The organism is Nocardia bhagyanarayanae, from assembly GCF_006716565.1.
Classification (GTDB): Bacteria; Actinomycetota; Actinomycetes; order Mycobacteriales; family Mycobacteriaceae; genus Nocardia; species Nocardia bhagyanarayanae.
In genome coordinates, this window is record NZ_VFPG01000002.1 from 1149792 (window position 1) to 1164247 (window position 14456).

A 14456-nucleotide genomic window follows, 5' to 3' on the forward strand; every position below is an offset into this window, starting at 1 on the left:
AACCGGCTGAGGAACAGCCGGTTTCACCGATGCATCAGCGGTCGAGCCGCTCCGCAGCCAGGGCGCGCACGGCCTTCTTGTCCGGCTTGCCGAGCCCGGTGAGCGGCAGCTCGTCGATGACGAGGACGTGCTTGGGCACCTGGACGGATCCCTTGCGCTGCCGGACGGTCTCCTGGATCTCGGCGATCATCGTCTCGACCGCGGTCGAATCGCTCGGCGCGGCCGGATCGAGCACGACGACGGCGGTGACCGCCTCGCCCCAGCGCGGATCGGGCACGCCGACGACCGCTACATGCGAGACGAGCGGGTGTTCGGCGACGACGTCCTCGACCTCGCGGGGAAAGACGTTGAAGCCGCCGGTGACCACCATGTCCTTGCTGCGGCCCACGATGTGCAGGAAGCCGTCCGCATCCTGGCGGGCCAGATCGCCGGTGCGCAGCCAGCCGTCGCGGAAGGTTTCCGCGGTGGCTTCAGGCTTGTTCAGGTATCCCGCCGCGACCAGTGGTCCGGAGACGCAGATCTCGCCGACCTCGCCGGGCGCGACGACCTTGTCGTCGGTATCCAGCAACGCGACGCGCAGCGCCGCGGACGGACGGCCGCACGAGGTGAGCCGCGCCGAATCGTGTTCGCGTTTACCGAGATAGCTGATCGCCATCGGCGCCTCGGACTGCCCGAAGTATTGCGCGAAGATCGGCCCGAAACGCTCGATCGCCTGCGTCAGCCGGGTCGGGTCGATGGCCGAGGCGCCGTAGTACACCGTCTCCAGCGACGACACGTCGCGGGTCGCGAGATCCGGGTGGTCGAGCAGCGCGTAGAGCATCGACGGCACCAGCATGGTGGCGGTGATCTTGTGTTCCTCGATGGCGCGCAGCACCTCGCCCGGCTCGAAGCGGGGAAGCACCACACACTGACCGCCGAGCAGGACGACCGGGAGGAAGAAAGCCGCGCCCGCGTGCGAGAGCGGCGTGCAGATCAGGAACCTCGGCCGCTGCGGCCATTCCCATTCCGACAGCTGGATCTGGGTCATAGTCGCCATGGTGAGCGCGGTTCCGATGACGCCCTTGGGTTTTCCCGTGGTGCCGCCGGTGTAGCTGACCGAGATGACGGCGTCGGGAGGCAGGTCGGTTGCCTCGATCGGGTCCGCGTCGAACGCCGCCGCGGCAGCCGTCAGATCGACGCCCACATCGGCCAGTTCCGGCGGCACGTCGCCGAGCACGAGGACCCGCTTCAGCTCCGGCACCCGGTCGACCAGTTCGCGGGCTCGCTGCACGAAGGCGGGCACCGGATCGAGCACCAGGGTGGTGATGCCCGCGTCGGCGAGCACGTAGGCGTGATCGTCCAGCCCGCCCATCGGGTGCAGCGCGGTGCGCCGATGGCCGCGCACCTGCCCGGCGCCGATGGTGAACAGCACCTCGGGCCGGTTGAGCGCGAGGACGCCGACGGGCGTGCCGGTCTCGACTCCGTTGGCCGCGAACGCGGCGACGTAGCGGCTGATCGCGTCCAGCACGTCGGCGCCGGTGAGGACGGTGTCACCGAGGGTGAGCACCGGATCGTGGCGGTGCCTGCGCAGCCCGGCGAGCAGGCTGTGGCCGTTGTGCACCGGCAGGCGCAGGTGGGTGTCGGGATCGATTGTCGTCATAGGTGTTTCAGCTCCGAGCACTCGTCGTTGACCGTCGTTCGGCACGTTCGTTCCTGCGCCTCGCTGACGCGCGGCTCCGATTCGCTCATGACGGCCCCGCGTACAGTGTGACGACGCAGGCGCCGCCGAGGCCGAGATTGTGCGCCAAAGCGATTCGCGCGTCCGGCACTTGCCGCTCCGCGGCGAGCCCGCGCAGCTGCCAGCAGAGTTCGGCCGTCTGCGCGAGACCGGTGGCACCGAGCGGGTGGCCCTTGGAGATCAGTCCGCCGGACGGATTGACCACCCAAGCGCCGCCGTAGGTGGTGGCGCCGGATTCCACCAGCGCACCGGATCCGCCCTCCCCGCACAGGCCGAGCGCCTCGTAGGTGATGAGCTCGTTGATCGAGAAGCAGTCGTGCAGTTCGATCACGTCGACCTCGTCGATGGTGATGCCCGCGGCGTCGAGGGCGCGACCGGACGCGGCGCGGGTCATCGGCGCTCCGACGACGTCGATCATCGACCCCGTCGCGAAGGCGGACTCGTCGTCGGTGACCAGCTCCTGGGCCAGGATCTCCACGGCTTGCGCCTCGAGCCCGAGCTCGCGCACGACGTCCTCGCTCACCAGCACGGCGGCCGCGGCCCCGTCCGACATGGGCGAGCACTGCGAGCGGGTCAGCGGACCGTGCACCGGCACGTCGGCGAGCACCTGGTCCAGCGTGTAGGCATTCTGGAACTGCGCCAGCGGATTTCGCGTCGAATGCGCGTGGTTCTTCACCGCGACGGCGGCCAGCTGCTCGGGCGTCGTGCCGTAGCGCTTGCCGTGCTCGAGCGCGGCATTGCCGAAGAACTGGGTGGTCATCGGCGCGGCGCCGAAGTCGTAGTGCGCGGACATGAGTCGCAGGTGCCCGTCGACGGTGGTGATCTTCGGCGGTGTCGCGGGCCCGGCCATGGCTTGCTTGGTCATCTGCTCGAACCCGACGGCCAGTGTCACGTCCGCGAGACCCGCGCCGATCCACTCGCGCGCGAGCACGAGCGCGGTGGAGCCGGTCGCGCAGTTGTTGTTGACGTTGACCACCGGAATGCCGGTCATCCCGACGTCGTACAGCGCGCGCTGCCCGGCCGCGGAGGGCTGGAAGACATAGCCGACCGCGGCACGCTGGACCCGGTCGTAGCCGATACCCGCGTCGCCCAGCGCGCCGCGCACCGCCTCGCCGACCATCTCCGGATAGGTCCACGCCCGGGACCCGATCTTGACGAACGGCGTCATCCCGACGCCGACGACGAATACCCGTCGCATCTTCGAACTCCGATCTCGCTTCACGTGGCGGGCCGTTCGTCGCCGACGACCCACAGGGCGTGGAATTGGGAGGCGCCGCCCATGGCATGGCCGATGGCTCGTCGCGCGCCGGGGACCTGGTGCTCGCCCGCCATGCCGCGGACCTGTAGCGCGGCCTCGAGGAAGCGGACCAGGCCGGTGGCCCCGGTGGGGTTGCCGGACAGCACGCCGCCGGACGGGTTGATCGGCAGGGACCCACCGAATCGCGTCGTCCCGTCGTCGACGAGTTTCCACCCTTGGTGCAGTGGGGCGAGGCCGATGTTCTCCAGCCACATCGGTTCGTACCAGCTGTACGGGATGTACAGCTCGGCGACGTCGATTTCCCTTGCGGGATCGACGATTCCGGCCTGCCGGTAGGCATCGGCGGCGCACTCCGCGCCCGCGAGCGGGTTGACCTCGTCCCGTCCGGCGAAGTGGCCGGTCTCGGTGCGGAACGACATGCCGTGGATCCAGGCGGGCGGCCGCGCTGTGTTCCCGGCCTGCGAGGCCGCGGCCAGCACGATCGCGGCGGCGCCGTCGGAGGACGGGCACGATTCGAGGTAGCGGATCGGGTCCCACAGCATGCGGGACTCCTTGACCTTCTCGACGGTGATGTCGGGCATGTGCACGTGCGCGTACGGATTGCGCAGCGCGTTGAGCCGGTGGTTGACCGCCACCTGCCAGCCGATGTGTTCGGGTGCGCCGGAGCGGCGGATGTACTCGCGGATGACCGGCGCGAAGTGGCCGCCCGCACCGGCGCCGAGTTTGGCGCTGAAGGGCAGTCCGCGCGAGAGCGCCCAGGTGAAATTACCTTCGGACTCTTTGGAATACGCCGCGACGAGCACGCGCCGCGCCAACCCAGCCTCGATGAGGTGCGCGCCGTAGATGGCCGCGTGCCCGCCGACGCTGCCGCCGGTGAAGACCCGCGTCACCGGAAGCCCGCGGGCGCCGAGCGCGTCGGCGAGGTAGAGCTCCGGGTTCATCACCCCGTCGAACAGGTCCGGCGTCTTCGACAACACGATCGCGTCGACCTCGCCCAGTTCCAGCTCGGCGTCGGCCATCGCGGCCGCGACCGCCTCGCGCACCATCGCGCCGATGGTCGTCTCGCGGCGCTTGGCCTGCTTGCCCTGACCGATGCCGATGACCGCGACGGGTTCACTCATGCCGGGTCTCCTTCCAACAGGCAGACCAGATTCTGTTGCAGCGCTTGGCCGTTGGTGGCGTGGGCGAGCGCTCGCCGGGCACCTCCCGAGCGAATACCCTTGGCCGCCTCGGCGATACGGATCAGACCGGCGGCGGTCGTCGGCCTGCCCGCCAACGGACCGCCCGACGGATTGATCGCCGTCGCCGCGCCGAGGCCGAGCTCGCGAACCAGGAGCGGTTCCTGCGCGGAGTATTCGATGTGCAACTCGGCGATGTCGACCTCGCTCGCGGCGAAGCCCGCGGTCGCGGTCGCCCGCGCGGCGGCGAGGTTCGCGGAGGGCGCCCTGGTCAGATCGCGCGATCCCGGGTAGTGCCCGTCCATCCGGTGGTCGATGCCGCGGACCCAGGCGGGACGTTCGCACAGCGACCTCGCCACGTCACCGGCGGCGAGCACGACGACGCTCGCGGCGTCGCCGACGGGCGACACGTCGTGACCGCGCAAGGGCGCGGCCACGTAAGGCGCGGCGAGCAGTTCGTCGACCTCGTATTCACCCGCCACCTGCGCGTGCGGATTGGCCTGCGCGTCCGCCAGGCTGCGCGCGACGATCCGCGCCATCTCGTGCTCCGTGGTGACCCCGGACTGGAGCAGCGCGCAGGCCTGGATGCCCGCGATCGCGTCGCGGTGCGGGCGCAGCGGCGTCAGGTAGTAGGGGTCCAGCTGGGTCGGCACGACCTGGTCGAGGTCGCGGGGCAGCGAACCGCGGCCGATTCCGTACACCAGCGCGATGTCGCCGTGCCCCAGTTGCAGCCACGACCACGCCTCGTAGAACGCCCACGCGGCGTCCATCTCCACGTGCGACTCCGCGATCGGCGGCCAGGCGCCGACGGCGTCGAGCGAGTCGATGTAGGCGAAGGTGCGTCCCTCGTGGAAGTCGTGACTGCCGGAACACACGAAATCGACTCGGTCGCGGTCGAGTGGGATGCCGGAGAGCGCTTCCCGGATCACCGGGAGCAGGATGCCCGCCATGTCGTCGCGGCGGTTCGCGGCGAGGCAGGCGGACTGTGCGGAGCCGACGACGGCGATCTCACGCATGCCGAACCTCCTCGGTCGCGACGGGGCGATAGTGGCGGATGCTCATCCACGACGGCTCGAGGTCGTCGCCCTCTCGCCAGACCGGCTCGACCTCCATGCCGATGTGGACCTCGGCGATGTCGACCTCCCGGATCAGGTGCATCAGCCGGGTGTCCGCGCCGTGCGGCTGGATGTAGGCCACCACGTACGGCGGCTCGATCTCCTGCCCCGGGAAGGGAAAGCTGACGACGCAGAAGGTGGAAACGACTCCGCGCCCGTCGAGTTCGATCGGCTCGTCCAGTTCGACGAGGCAGCGCGCGCAGAACTCCGGCGCGGGCAGATACACATGGCGGCACGACGGGCAGGTGCCGGCCAGCAGGCGGCGCTCGGACAGGCCGCGCAGGAATCGGGAGCGGCCGACACCGGCGACGAACGTGTACTCCATCCGCAGCGGCGTCGGCATCAGCGAAACCGGTTCCGGCAGTGGCTTATTCATCGTTGTCCTCCGGCTCGAAACAGCGGAGGTCGGACAACACGCCGCGGCGCTCTTCCGCCCACCGTGCCCGCACTCGCAGGCCCCGCCGGATCCGCGCCGGGTCGCCGCCGACATCGAGGGCGTGGAAGAAGGTGCCCTCCGCACCGTCCACGGCGATGAGCGCCCAGGCGAAGTCGACGTCGACCGGATCGCCCGCGCGGCGCCGAACCCACGTCCACGACTCGACAGCGCCGACCGGCTCCAGCTCGACGAGCTCGCTCAGCTCCTTGCCGGTCACCGGATCGAACTCAGGCGGCGGGCACACCACGGTGCCGCGCTCGGTCCGCGCGCCGAACAGCCGCTTCTCGCGCAGCCCGGCCAGGAACGTTCCGACGACCGGTCCCACCGTGCGCTCGAACGGGAACTCGATCTCATAGGGCGCCTGTAGGCCCCCGTCGACATCAGCGGACATCGGCAGCTCCTTTCACGGCTGGAGTCTGCCTCAATCACGTGATTGAAACAAGTGCTTGAGCCCGCCTGCGCGGTCCCTTGCTGTCAGCGCCCGCGCGCGAGCAGCTCCGCCGCGCCGGAGCAGAGCTCGTCGATCACCTGCGCCACCGGGGCGATCGCGGTGATCCGGCCGACCCCTTGGCCCGCGTCGACCGGTGCGGTTCGCGGGTCGTCGGCGGCGATCGCGGCCGCCAACGCGGCCTGCGCCGCCTTGTCCGTGCGCAACGCGTCCTCGTGACCCGTCCACCGGGCCGCGAAGTCGTTGCGCAGCACGCGCGCGGGAAATCTTGTCGGCCAAGGCAATCGCATCGCCACGTCGAACGCCGTGGTGGCGATCGTGTCGGTGCCGTCGGCCGCGATCATCGCGCGGCGACTCGCCTCCGGCAGCGACGACTCCGAACAGGCGGCGAGGTGCGTGCCGAGCCACGCCCCGCCGGCGCCCGCGGCGAGGACGGCCGCCAGACTCGCGGGCGACCCGATGCCGCCCGCGGCGAGCACCGGCACCGTCACGGCGTCGAGCACAGCGTCCAGCAGCGGCAACGTCCCCATCTCCACCGCGCCGTGGCCGCCGCCTTCCGCGCCTCGCGCGACCAAGACATCGATACCGGCGTCCTCCGCCCGGCGCGCGTCCGTCGCGTTGTACACCTGCGTGGCCGTGCGTATTCCGTTGGCGCGCACGCGTTCGATCCAGGACGGATCCGTCCCGAAGCTCACCGCGATCAGCGTGGGCGCCGCGGCGATGGCCACCTCCAGCAATTCCGGTTCGGCGGCGACGACCCAGTCGACCAGGCCGATCCCGAACCGCCCACCGAGCGACGCCGTGTGCGGAAGTTCCCGGCGCAGCGCGGCCGCGGATCCGGCGCTGCCCATACCGATCATCCCGAGCCCGCCCGCCGCGGTGACCGCAGCGGCCATCCGCCCGCCCGCCACTCCGCCCATCGGCGCGTTCACCACCGGCACGCGCAGGCCCATCGCCCGCGACCACTCCGTGGTCAGCAGCGATCCGGTGACTCGATCCTCCGAAGAACGCGGTTCCCATTGCGACGCAGCCATCCCTCCATGCCAGCACAGCGGCGGGATTGAAACGTGGAGGGGTGGGTAGATCGAAGCGACTACGAAGGAGGTCCGCCATGTCACGCGCGAAAGACACCGACGACGAGAACAACGACAAGCCGAAGGCCGACAAGCCGCCGGGCCCGACCGATCAGGGTCGCGACGCCGGGATGGCGACCAGGGAGGTGGCCCCGGAGATGGCCGCCACCGAGGACGCGCAGGAACCGCCGGACTGATCCGTCAGCGGATCACCGCGCCGGGAGCTGACCCGTAGTGCCGGTCAGCTCCCGCACCCTGAACTTCGTGGGGGTGCGCCTCACCTCGAGTCGAGGTCCAGGGTGGGGTCGAGGTTCAGTGTGCGGCGGATTCGCCAGGGTGGGGGAGTGAGCATGGCGGCGAGTTGGGTGCGGGTGAGTTCGGCGCGGAGGGCGGGGGTGCCGCGCAGGTGAGTCATGGTGGAGTACAGAGAGTTCGGGCGGACGCCCCACATGATCGGGGCGATCTTCCACGGGCCGTCCGGGCTGTCGGCGGGTGGGCGTAGGTGTGTCGGCGTCTTCCTCGGCGTCCGGCGAGTGATCACGGCGTCGCGGGGACATCGGATTTCGATCGTCTCGGCGCCCTTGGGGTCGAAGCCCGCCGTGAAGTGCGCCGCGTCCCAGGGGAATTCCCAGTCGAAGTTCCGTGTGGTGATCCGGATCGCGTCCGGAGAGAAGGAAAGTCGTGCGGTGCGCCGGTAGGAGAGGGCCAAACCCGCCAGGAGGAATAGTGCGACGAGGAGTGCGATCCCGCACAGCGTCGGCTCGAGGTCGCCGGTGACGATGCCGAGCCATATCGCCGCCACCGCCACCGCGGCGAGCCCGGCTAGCGCGGGAGCCAAGCGAACCGGAAGGTAGCGCAGCACGAAGGTGTTGTCCCCGTCGCCCGCGCGCACCTCGGGGCGATCCTCGATGCCCATGACGAGACAGGTGATCCCGGCGATTCCGCCGAGCAGCAGCAGAAGCACGCCGATCCCCACGACGGACCGGTCGTCGAACACCGTTCCCACGACTGAACACGCCGCCCCGCAGACCAGCGCGGCCAAGGTCGCCACCGACCATCCGATGGTCCGGGACTCGGGCCACACGCACCGCCACGCGTACCCGGACGGTGCGCCGGGATGGCTGGGAACTGTAGGTATGCTCATCGCTTCCGTTCAGGGATCGTCGTCGCACCGAACCCCATCGTCCGGCACCGCCCTGAAAAGTAGCCGGAGACTCCGGGCAACCCGAAGACCAACACGGCCAACGTTCGATCCGAATTATGGGGCGCGGTAATTTTGCTACGGCTTTCTCGGCATTCTGAAAACACGCGAGCCAAGCTACGGGTAGACCGGTCGGTTTCTGGCAAAGTGCATGTGTATGAGTGATCAGGACACGGAACTGATCTACCTCGTAGAGATCTCGCGACCAGGCCGATCGGAGGAGCTGTGGTGGCGGGTCGGCAACGTGGGCACACCGGCGCAGACGTCGGCGGCGCTGGCCGAACTCGCCAGGCGCGTCTGCCGGGATCTGCTCTCGCCCGAGCCGCGGCGGTGCGACCGAGCGCGCCGCTGCTGGTATCACTGCCGGGTTTCCTGGCCGGACGGGGTGGTTCTGGACGAAGTCGAGGGACGCGTGCAGGCATTCTTGCTCGCCGTCGAGTTGTGGCGGGCCTCGGCGATAGCGGGGTCCGCGATCAAAGACGCGGACACCTAGATTCCGAGCGTCCGATACGACTTTTCGATTTTCGCGCACGCGCTACCGCTCGCCACTATCCTTGATGGGTCAGTTTCTCCAACACGGCTCGAAACCTGTCCTCTCGGGGTGGCATCCGCCGCCCCGCCTAGAAGCTGGGAGAGAACCGAATGGATATTCAGGACATTCACGAGAAGTTCGACTCGCTGGACATCGACGGCGACGGCTACATCGACCGCGAGGAATTCATCCAGCACTACGAGCGCAGGGGCCAGGACATCGACATCCTGATGTCCCGCTTCGACGAAGTCGACATCGACGGCGACGGCAGGATCAGCAGGGAAGAATTCCTGACCGCCGCTCGCGCGCCGCTCTGAACCGGCCAGGCTGGAGCGTTTTGGCTCCGAGTCGAAGAGCGTCGCTGCTCGATCGTTCCACCGGAACGCGCGAGGGCCCCTCCGCCGAGGGGCTCTCGTGTTCCCTTTGGCCGCCGCGGGTTTCGTAGCGGCGGCTCCTTCGTCTCCGGCGCCGAGCGGTTACTCGGCGATCCCCAAGGCGCGCCATGCCGCGGTGAGAACCTGCCGGCGGCGGGCGGGCGGCCACGGCGCGCCCTCGTCGAAACCGCCGACCACGAGGCCGTCCACGACGACGTTCACCAGGTCCGCGGCGTGCTCGAGCTCCGTGATTCCCGCCTGCGCCAACAGCTTTTCCAGCGACGCGTCCCACCAGTCGTTGAAGGCGTCGAGTTCCGCGCGTAGGGCCGGCTCGGTGGGCGCGCCGAGGATCAGCGCGAGCCAGAACCGGTGGGTCGCTTCATCGGCGGTGAGCACGGCCCATTCGACCAACGCGCGCAACGCCACCGCACCGCGGCGGCCCGCCATGGCGTCTTCGGCTTGCTCGCGCCGCGCGTCCACCTCGCGCCGTACCGCCATGCGCAGCATCTCGTCTCGGCTGCCGACGTAGTGCGTCACCACCGATGTCGACGCGCCGACGCGTTCGGCTACCGAACGGATGGTCACGGCGGCGAAACCGGCCTCCGTGGCGAGGCCGACGACGGCGTCGCTGACGGCCGTGAGGCGGGCGGTGCGATCGACGGTGCGCGGCATGGCCACAGCCTAGCATTTATGCAACACTTGTTTTACAACAAGCGTTTCATAAAGGAGCTGGCGATGGAACGAACGACGGTCGCGGTCATCGGCGCCGGATTCGCGGGACTCACCGCGGCCCGCGCCCTGCGCGCACGGGGCATCGACGTCCTCGTCCTGGAAGCGGCCGACCGCGTCGGCGGCCGCGCCGAGACCGAGCGGTCGGCCGCGGACACACCGGTGGATCTCGGCGGCCAGTGGATCGGCCACGATCACGCCCGAATGACCGCGCTCGCAGGCGAATTCGGCATGACCCTGTTCCCGATGTCCAGTGTTGGGAAAGGTCTCGTTCTCGACGGCGGGCGACGCATTCGGATCGGCCCGCTCACCGCGGCGGCGGCCGGATTGGCGCTGCTGCGGCTGGAATTGCTGGCACGCGGGGATGCGCGCCGCCGGTGGGACGAGGTGACGGTGTCGAACTGGGTCGGCCGGATTCCCGGGTCGCGAGCGCGCCGTCTGGTCGAGGTGATCCTGTCCGAAGCGCTGGCTTGCGATCTCGACGGTGTCTCCGTCGCGGCGCTCGCCCTGGGCGTTCGCTCGGCGGGCGGTCTGCGCGTCATGCTCGGCACCGCGGGCGGTGCGCAGGAATCGCTGCTCTCGGGCGGAGCCGGTGCGCTGGCCGAAGCGCTTGCCACCGAACTGGGCGACGTGGTTCGCCTCGGGCGGCCGGTCACCGCGATCACGCGATCGGCCGACGGCGTCACCCTCGCAACGCCTTCCGGTTCGGTGCACGCCGCGCGCGCGATCGTCACGGTTCCCCCGCCCGTGGCGGCCGCGATCCGGCACGACCCGCGACTGCCCGCCCAACGCCGACGCCTCCAGGACAACCTCCGAATGGGCACGATCTACAAGGCGATCGCCGTCTACGACAGGCCGTTCTGGCGCGAGCGCGGGCTCAGCGGCGAGATCATCGCCTTGGACGGTCCGGTGCCCGCCTCGTTCGACATCTCACCGCCCACCGGCCCCGGCCACCTCTGTGTGCTCGTCCCGGGACGGGATGCCAGGGAACTGGATCGGCTCACCCTCGCCGACCGGCGGGACACCGTGCTGTCCGCCTTGGCGGAGCATCTCGGTCCGGCCGTGCTGAACCCGCTCAGCTGGCACGAGAAGTCTTGGCACCACGATCCTTTCGTCGGCGGCGGGTACTCGGGGCTTCCGCTTCCCGGCACCCTCGATACGTTCACCGACGCCGCCGAGCCGACCGGCCCGATTCACTGGGCCGGTACGGAGACCGCACCGCGCTGGACCGGTTACTTCGAAGGCGCGGTCCTCTCCGGTGAGCGCGCCGCCGACGAGGTCGTGGCGGCGTTGCGCTCGACTTGCCTTGGAGTGCACTCCAAGTCGTAGCGTGGTGGTCCCGGGCTTGCCGATACACGAGGAGACCACACCATGGAACTCGGCTTTCACATTCCGATCTTCGACATCGACGGTGGACCCACCGCCATCGCGGGTGAACTGGCCAGGGTCGGCGCCGCGGCCGAAGCATCGGGTGCGACCTGGTTGTCGTTCATGGATCACTATTTCCAGATCGAACCGACCGGCCTTCCCGCGGAAGCGAACATGCTGGAGGGCTACACCACGCTCGGCTTCCTCGCCGCGCACACTTCGACGATCGAGCTCGGCCTGCTCGTCACCGGCGTGACGTACCGGCATCCTGGTCTGCTCGCGAAGATCGTCACCACGCTCGACGTCCTGTCGGGCGGGCGGGCGGCGCTCGGTATCGGCGCCGCGTGGTTCGAGCGCGAGCACCGCGGGCTCGGCGTGGCGTTCCCGTCGGTCGCCGAACGCTTCGAGCGACTCGAAGAGGCCTTGCGCATCTGCGACCAGATGTGGGACCCGCAGAACAACGGGCCGTTCGAGGGCAAGCATTACCAGTTGGCCGAGACGCTGTGTTCGCCGCAGCCGATCGCCCGCCCCAAGGTGCTGATCGGTGGCAGCGGGGAGCGCAAGACGCTGCGGTTGGTCGCGCAGTACGGCGACGCGTGCAACCTGTTCGGCACCTCGCCGCAGGACGTCGAACACAAGCTCGACGTCCTGCGCAGGCACTGCGACGATCTCGGCCGCGACTACGACCGGATTCGCAAGACGATCATCGCGAACAACCCGCGGCCGACGCCGGACACCCGCGACGAATTCGTCCGCGATATGGCCGATTACGCGAAGCTCGGCGTGCACACCGTCATCGTCGTTCCGACCACCGGTTCGCCTGCCGCGTGGATCGACGGAATCGCGCCGGTCGTCCCGCAGCTCGCCGAGCTCGGTTGACCACCGCTTTCGCTCCGGCCCTCGGGTCTTCGCGCTCCCGGCGCATCGTCATCGATGCGCCGGGAGCCCGCTCACCTCGGCATCACGCCGTCGGCGCGGGGCTGAAGACGCAGAAGAAGTTGCCGGAGGTGTCGAGCAGGTCGGCCGACACCAGTCCGTCCTTGGTGGTGACCGGCGGCGTCACCACCTTGGCTCCCAGCGCTTCGGCCGCCGCCAAGGTGGCAGCGACGTCCTCGACGACCACCAGGAAGGTGGCGTGATTGGCCGAGGCGTCCGTGGTGTGGGCGATGCCGCCGCTCGGCGCCTCGCTGCCGGGGTAGTGGATCAGTTCGTAGCCCTGGTCACCGCTCGGGTAGGGGCCGAAGGTCCAGCCGAACAGCTCGCCGTAGAACTTCTTCACCAGTTCGGGCTTGTCGCTGCCGACCTGGAACCAGGCGACGGTGTTGTAGGCGGGAGTGGTCATTCGATTTCGCTCCGGAATCTCGGGGGTCGTTGTCTTGCCGGATCACGATCTCCCGCCGCGGCGACAACCCCCTGTCGGTGTTTTCCGAATCGCTTCTAGAGGGCGACGATCCGGAGTCTGGCGTCGGGGATGTCCAACTCTGGACCGTCGAACGCGCGGTGCGGCGCCGGCTGTTCGGTCGCCGCCGCCGACGCGATCCGATCCAGCCGGAAGCAGCGCGGATTGCCGCGCAACCTGCACCACGCCGCGAGGTACCAGCCGTTCGACCCGCTCACCAACGCGAACGGTTCGACGTCGCGTTCGGTGCGCGCGCCGAACCGGTCGAGATAGCCGATCCGCAGGACTCGCCCCACCTCGATGGCCCGTTCGATCACCGCGGGAATCTCGTTGATCTGTTGCGCGTCGAGCGGATCCATCAAACGGATGCGCCCGGCCAGTTCGCGCGCGGCGGCCGCGTTGCGTTCCGGAAGCACCGCCAAGATCTTGCGCAGCGCACTGTGACCCGCCTGTTCGAACGGGCCGCCGCGATGCCGCGCCAGCGCGACCGCCAGCGCGACGGTCTCCGCGGGCGTGAAGTTCAACGGCGGCAAGGACATGCTCTTCTCCAGCGCGTACCCACCGCGCCTGCCCACGTCGGCGTAGATCGGGATACCGGCTTGCTGCAGCGCGGCGATGTCGCGTTCGATCGTCCGGACGCTCACCTCGTACCGCTGCGCCAGCTCCCGCGCGGTGCGCAGCCGCGGGGAGATCGCCCGCAACTCCTCGACTATCGCGTACAGCCGATCCGTCCGGTTCACGCCGCCACCGTAGCGCCGCCCACCGACAATTCCCCGAGCCGGAATTCCCACTTGGAGGTACGAATTCGACAGGTGGTCAGTCCCAGGTCGCCGTGTCGGGATCGACGCCGTTGGCGCGCGCGTTGGCGTCGATGATGTCGCGCAACCAGGCGCTCAGGCCGGTCTCGATGCCGTCGTAGAAGGCCGCGAACCCCGGGTCGGTGGCGTAGGTACGCCCCAGGCAGACGTGCATCGAGTGGGTGCAGTCGAAGTACGCGCCGAGCGAGGCGAGGTGCCGCTCGGCCAGCGCGTTGGCCCGATCGCTTCCTGGAACAACCCCGGCGCGATGTGCCGCGGCCAGTTCCGCGTGCAGCGCGTCGACGCTCTCGGCGATCTGTCGCCAGTGCTCGGCGGTCCGGCCCGCGGCGCGTTCGGCGTACTGCGCCCATTGTGCGGTGTCACCCCAGCGTTCGCGTGCTTCCTCGGCCCAGGACGGTTGCCAGTGCTGTCCGAAGATCGCCACCTGCTCCTCGGCGGACAGCAGAATGCCGGACTCCCTCGCCTCGATCACGCGATCGAGCGCGTCGCCCATCCGGCGCAGGTGGGCGACGCGCTCGCGCAACTGATCGCGCTGTTTGCGCAGCGATGCGAGCGCGTCGGCCGCCTGCGCGTCCAGCAGCGCCGCGATGTCGCCGAGCGGCACGCCGAGCTCGCGGTAGACCAGCACCCGGTGGATGCGAGCGAGATCGGCGGCCGTATAGCGCCGATAGCCCGCGTCGGTGCGCTCGGACGGGTGGACGAGCCCGATCGAATCCCAATGGTGCAGCGCCCGGATCGTGACGCCCACCAGCGACGCGACCGCGCCGACGGTCAGTCCGCCGCCGTCGTCCATGGCTCGATTCGTCACGC

The 14456-nt window shown here is 69.6% G+C and carries 17 protein-coding genes; 5 read left to right on the forward strand and 12 right to left on the reverse strand.

Translation table 11 applies throughout. The features are described from left to right. Positions 1-34 precede the first annotated feature (34 nt). The 7 genes from fadD8 to FB390_RS32020 form a co-directional block, all read right to left on the reverse strand. The gene (gene fadD8 / locus FB390_RS31990) at positions 35-1639 is read right to left on the reverse strand and encodes a fatty-acid--CoA ligase FadD8 (protein WP_141812884.1); all 1605 of its coding nucleotides are present in this window, start codon (positions 1637-1639) and stop codon (positions 35-37) included. An 85-nt stretch (positions 1640-1724) separates the two neighbouring features. After that, positions 1725-2915 carry a thiolase C-terminal domain-containing protein gene (locus tag FB390_RS31995; protein ID WP_141812885.1) on the reverse strand — a complete coding sequence of 397 codons (1191 nt, stop codon included), beginning with the start codon at positions 2913-2915 and terminating at the stop codon, positions 1725-1727. Positions 2916-2935: 20 nt separating this feature from the next. Continuing rightward, positions 2936-4096 carry a thiolase domain-containing protein gene (locus FB390_RS32000; RefSeq protein WP_141812886.1) on the reverse strand — a complete coding sequence of 387 codons (1161 nt, stop codon included), beginning with the start codon at positions 4094-4096 and terminating at the stop codon, positions 2936-2938. Beyond that, positions 4093-5169 (reverse strand): lipid-transfer protein, encoded by a 1077-nt coding sequence (locus FB390_RS32005; RefSeq protein WP_141812887.1) that lies wholly within the window; start codon positions 5167-5169, stop codon positions 4093-4095. Before FB390_RS32005 ends, FB390_RS32000 begins: the two co-directional genes overlap by 4 nt. After that, positions 5162-5644 (reverse strand): Zn-ribbon domain-containing OB-fold protein, encoded by a 483-nt coding sequence (locus tag FB390_RS32010; protein WP_141812888.1) that lies wholly within the window; start codon positions 5642-5644, stop codon positions 5162-5164. The genes FB390_RS32005 and FB390_RS32010 overlap by 8 nt, the downstream gene beginning before the upstream one ends. Next, positions 5637-6095 carry a Zn-ribbon domain-containing OB-fold protein gene (locus FB390_RS32015; protein WP_141812889.1) on the reverse strand — a complete coding sequence of 153 codons (459 nt, stop codon included), beginning with the start codon at positions 6093-6095 and terminating at the stop codon, positions 5637-5639. The genes FB390_RS32010 and FB390_RS32015 overlap by 8 nt, the downstream gene beginning before the upstream one ends. 83 nt (positions 6096-6178) lie before the next feature. Further along, positions 6179-7132 (reverse strand): NAD(P)H-dependent flavin oxidoreductase, encoded by a 954-nt coding sequence (locus FB390_RS32020; RefSeq protein ID WP_141813228.1) that lies wholly within the window; start codon positions 7130-7132, stop codon positions 6179-6181. Positions 7133-7263: 131 nt separating this feature from the next. Between FB390_RS32020 and FB390_RS33840 the strand changes: the two genes are divergently transcribed. Further along, the gene (locus tag FB390_RS33840) at positions 7264-7422 is read left to right on the forward strand and encodes a hypothetical protein (protein WP_185757364.1); all 159 of its coding nucleotides are present in this window, start codon (positions 7264-7266) and stop codon (positions 7420-7422) included. An 80-nt stretch (positions 7423-7502) separates the two neighbouring features. Here the strand turns inward: FB390_RS33840 and FB390_RS32025 are convergent, their stop codons facing one another. Next, a complete protein-coding gene (locus FB390_RS32025; RefSeq protein ID WP_141812890.1) occupies positions 7503-8369 on the reverse strand; it encodes a hypothetical protein in 867 nt (288 codons plus the stop codon). 214 nt (positions 8370-8583) lie between these two features. Here FB390_RS32025 and FB390_RS32030 point away from each other — a divergent pair, with 214 nt between their 5' ends. Both FB390_RS32030 and FB390_RS32035 read left to right on the forward strand, forming a co-directional pair. Beyond that, positions 8584-8919: a hypothetical protein gene (locus FB390_RS32030; protein ID WP_141812891.1), complete on the forward strand. Its 336-nt coding sequence runs from the start codon at positions 8584-8586 to the stop codon at positions 8917-8919. A gap of 149 nt (positions 8920-9068) precedes the next feature. Continuing rightward, positions 9069-9275 (forward strand): EF-hand domain-containing protein, encoded by a 207-nt coding sequence (locus FB390_RS32035; protein WP_141812892.1) that lies wholly within the window; start codon positions 9069-9071, stop codon positions 9273-9275. 159 nt (positions 9276-9434) lie between these two features. Here the strand turns inward: FB390_RS32035 and FB390_RS32040 are convergent, their stop codons facing one another. Further along, positions 9435-10004 (reverse strand): TetR/AcrR family transcriptional regulator, encoded by a 570-nt coding sequence (locus FB390_RS32040; protein WP_141812893.1) that lies wholly within the window; start codon positions 10002-10004, stop codon positions 9435-9437. Positions 10005-10067: 63 nt separating this feature from the next. On the opposite strand from FB390_RS32040, the gene FB390_RS32045 reads away from it, so the two are divergent. Then, a complete protein-coding gene (locus FB390_RS32045; RefSeq protein ID WP_141812894.1) occupies positions 10068-11390 on the forward strand; it encodes a flavin monoamine oxidase family protein in 1323 nt (440 codons plus the stop codon). Positions 11391-11432: 42 nt separating this feature from the next. After that, positions 11433-12308 (forward strand): LLM class F420-dependent oxidoreductase, encoded by an 876-nt coding sequence (locus FB390_RS32050; protein ID WP_141812895.1) that lies wholly within the window; start codon positions 11433-11435, stop codon positions 12306-12308. A gap of 82 nt (positions 12309-12390) precedes the next feature. Here the strand turns inward: FB390_RS32050 and FB390_RS32055 are convergent, their stop codons facing one another. From FB390_RS32055 to FB390_RS32065, 3 genes are all read right to left on the reverse strand, one after another. Beyond that, entirely contained in the window at positions 12391-12771 is a 381-nt protein-coding gene (locus FB390_RS32055; protein WP_141812896.1) for a VOC family protein, read from the reverse strand. A gap of 95 nt (positions 12772-12866) precedes the next feature. Further along, a complete protein-coding gene (locus tag FB390_RS32060) occupies positions 12867-13568 on the reverse strand; it encodes a helix-turn-helix transcriptional regulator (protein ID WP_141812897.1) in 702 nt (233 codons plus the stop codon). Positions 13569-13644: 76 nt separating this feature from the next. Next, positions 13645-14454, reverse strand: coding sequence for a MerR family transcriptional regulator (locus tag FB390_RS32065; RefSeq protein ID WP_342780463.1), 810 nt, complete (start codon positions 14452-14454; stop codon positions 13645-13647). Between the last annotated feature and the right edge of the window lie 2 nt (positions 14455-14456).

Excerpts from the sequence above, each read along its gene's own strand:
- FB390_RS31995 (WP_141812885.1), bottom strand. The coding sequence starts at position 2,915 with ATGCGACGGGTATTCGTCGTCGGCGTCGGGATGACGCCGTTCGTCAAG.
- FB390_RS32000 (WP_141812886.1), bottom strand. The coding sequence starts at position 4,096 with ATGAGTGAACCCGTCGCGGTCATCGGCATCGGTCAGGGCAAGCAGGCC.
- FB390_RS32045 (WP_141812894.1), top strand. The coding sequence starts at position 10,068 with ATGGAACGAACGACGGTCGCGGTCATCGGCGCCGGATTCGCGGGACTC.
- FB390_RS32040 (WP_141812893.1), bottom strand. The coding sequence starts at position 10,004 with ATGCCGCGCACCGTCGATCGCACCGCCCGCCTCACGGCCGTCAGCGAC.
- FB390_RS32005 (WP_141812887.1), bottom strand. The coding sequence starts at position 5,169 with ATGCGTGAGATCGCCGTCGTCGGCTCCGCACAGTCCGCCTGCCTCGCC.
- FB390_RS32010 (WP_141812888.1), bottom strand. The coding sequence starts at position 5,644 with ATGAATAAGCCACTGCCGGAACCGGTTTCGCTGATGCCGACGCCGCTG.
- FB390_RS33840 (WP_185757364.1), top strand. The coding sequence starts at position 7,264 with ATGTCACGCGCGAAAGACACCGACGACGAGAACAACGACAAGCCGAAG.
- fadD8 (WP_141812884.1), bottom strand. The coding sequence starts at position 1,639 with ATGACGACAATCGATCCCGACACCCACCTGCGCCTGCCGGTGCACAAC.
- FB390_RS32050 (WP_141812895.1), top strand. The coding sequence starts at position 11,433 with ATGGAACTCGGCTTTCACATTCCGATCTTCGACATCGACGGTGGACCC.
- FB390_RS32055 (WP_141812896.1), bottom strand. The coding sequence starts at position 12,771 with ATGACCACTCCCGCCTACAACACCGTCGCCTGGTTCCAGGTCGGCAGC.
- FB390_RS32025 (WP_141812890.1), bottom strand. The coding sequence starts at position 8,369 with ATGAGCATACCTACAGTTCCCAGCCATCCCGGCGCACCGTCCGGGTAC.
- FB390_RS32030 (WP_141812891.1), top strand. The coding sequence starts at position 8,584 with ATGAGTGATCAGGACACGGAACTGATCTACCTCGTAGAGATCTCGCGA.
- FB390_RS32015 (WP_141812889.1), bottom strand. The coding sequence starts at position 6,095 with ATGTCCGCTGATGTCGACGGGGGCCTACAGGCGCCCTATGAGATCGAG.
- FB390_RS32035 (WP_141812892.1), top strand. The coding sequence starts at position 9,069 with ATGGATATTCAGGACATTCACGAGAAGTTCGACTCGCTGGACATCGAC.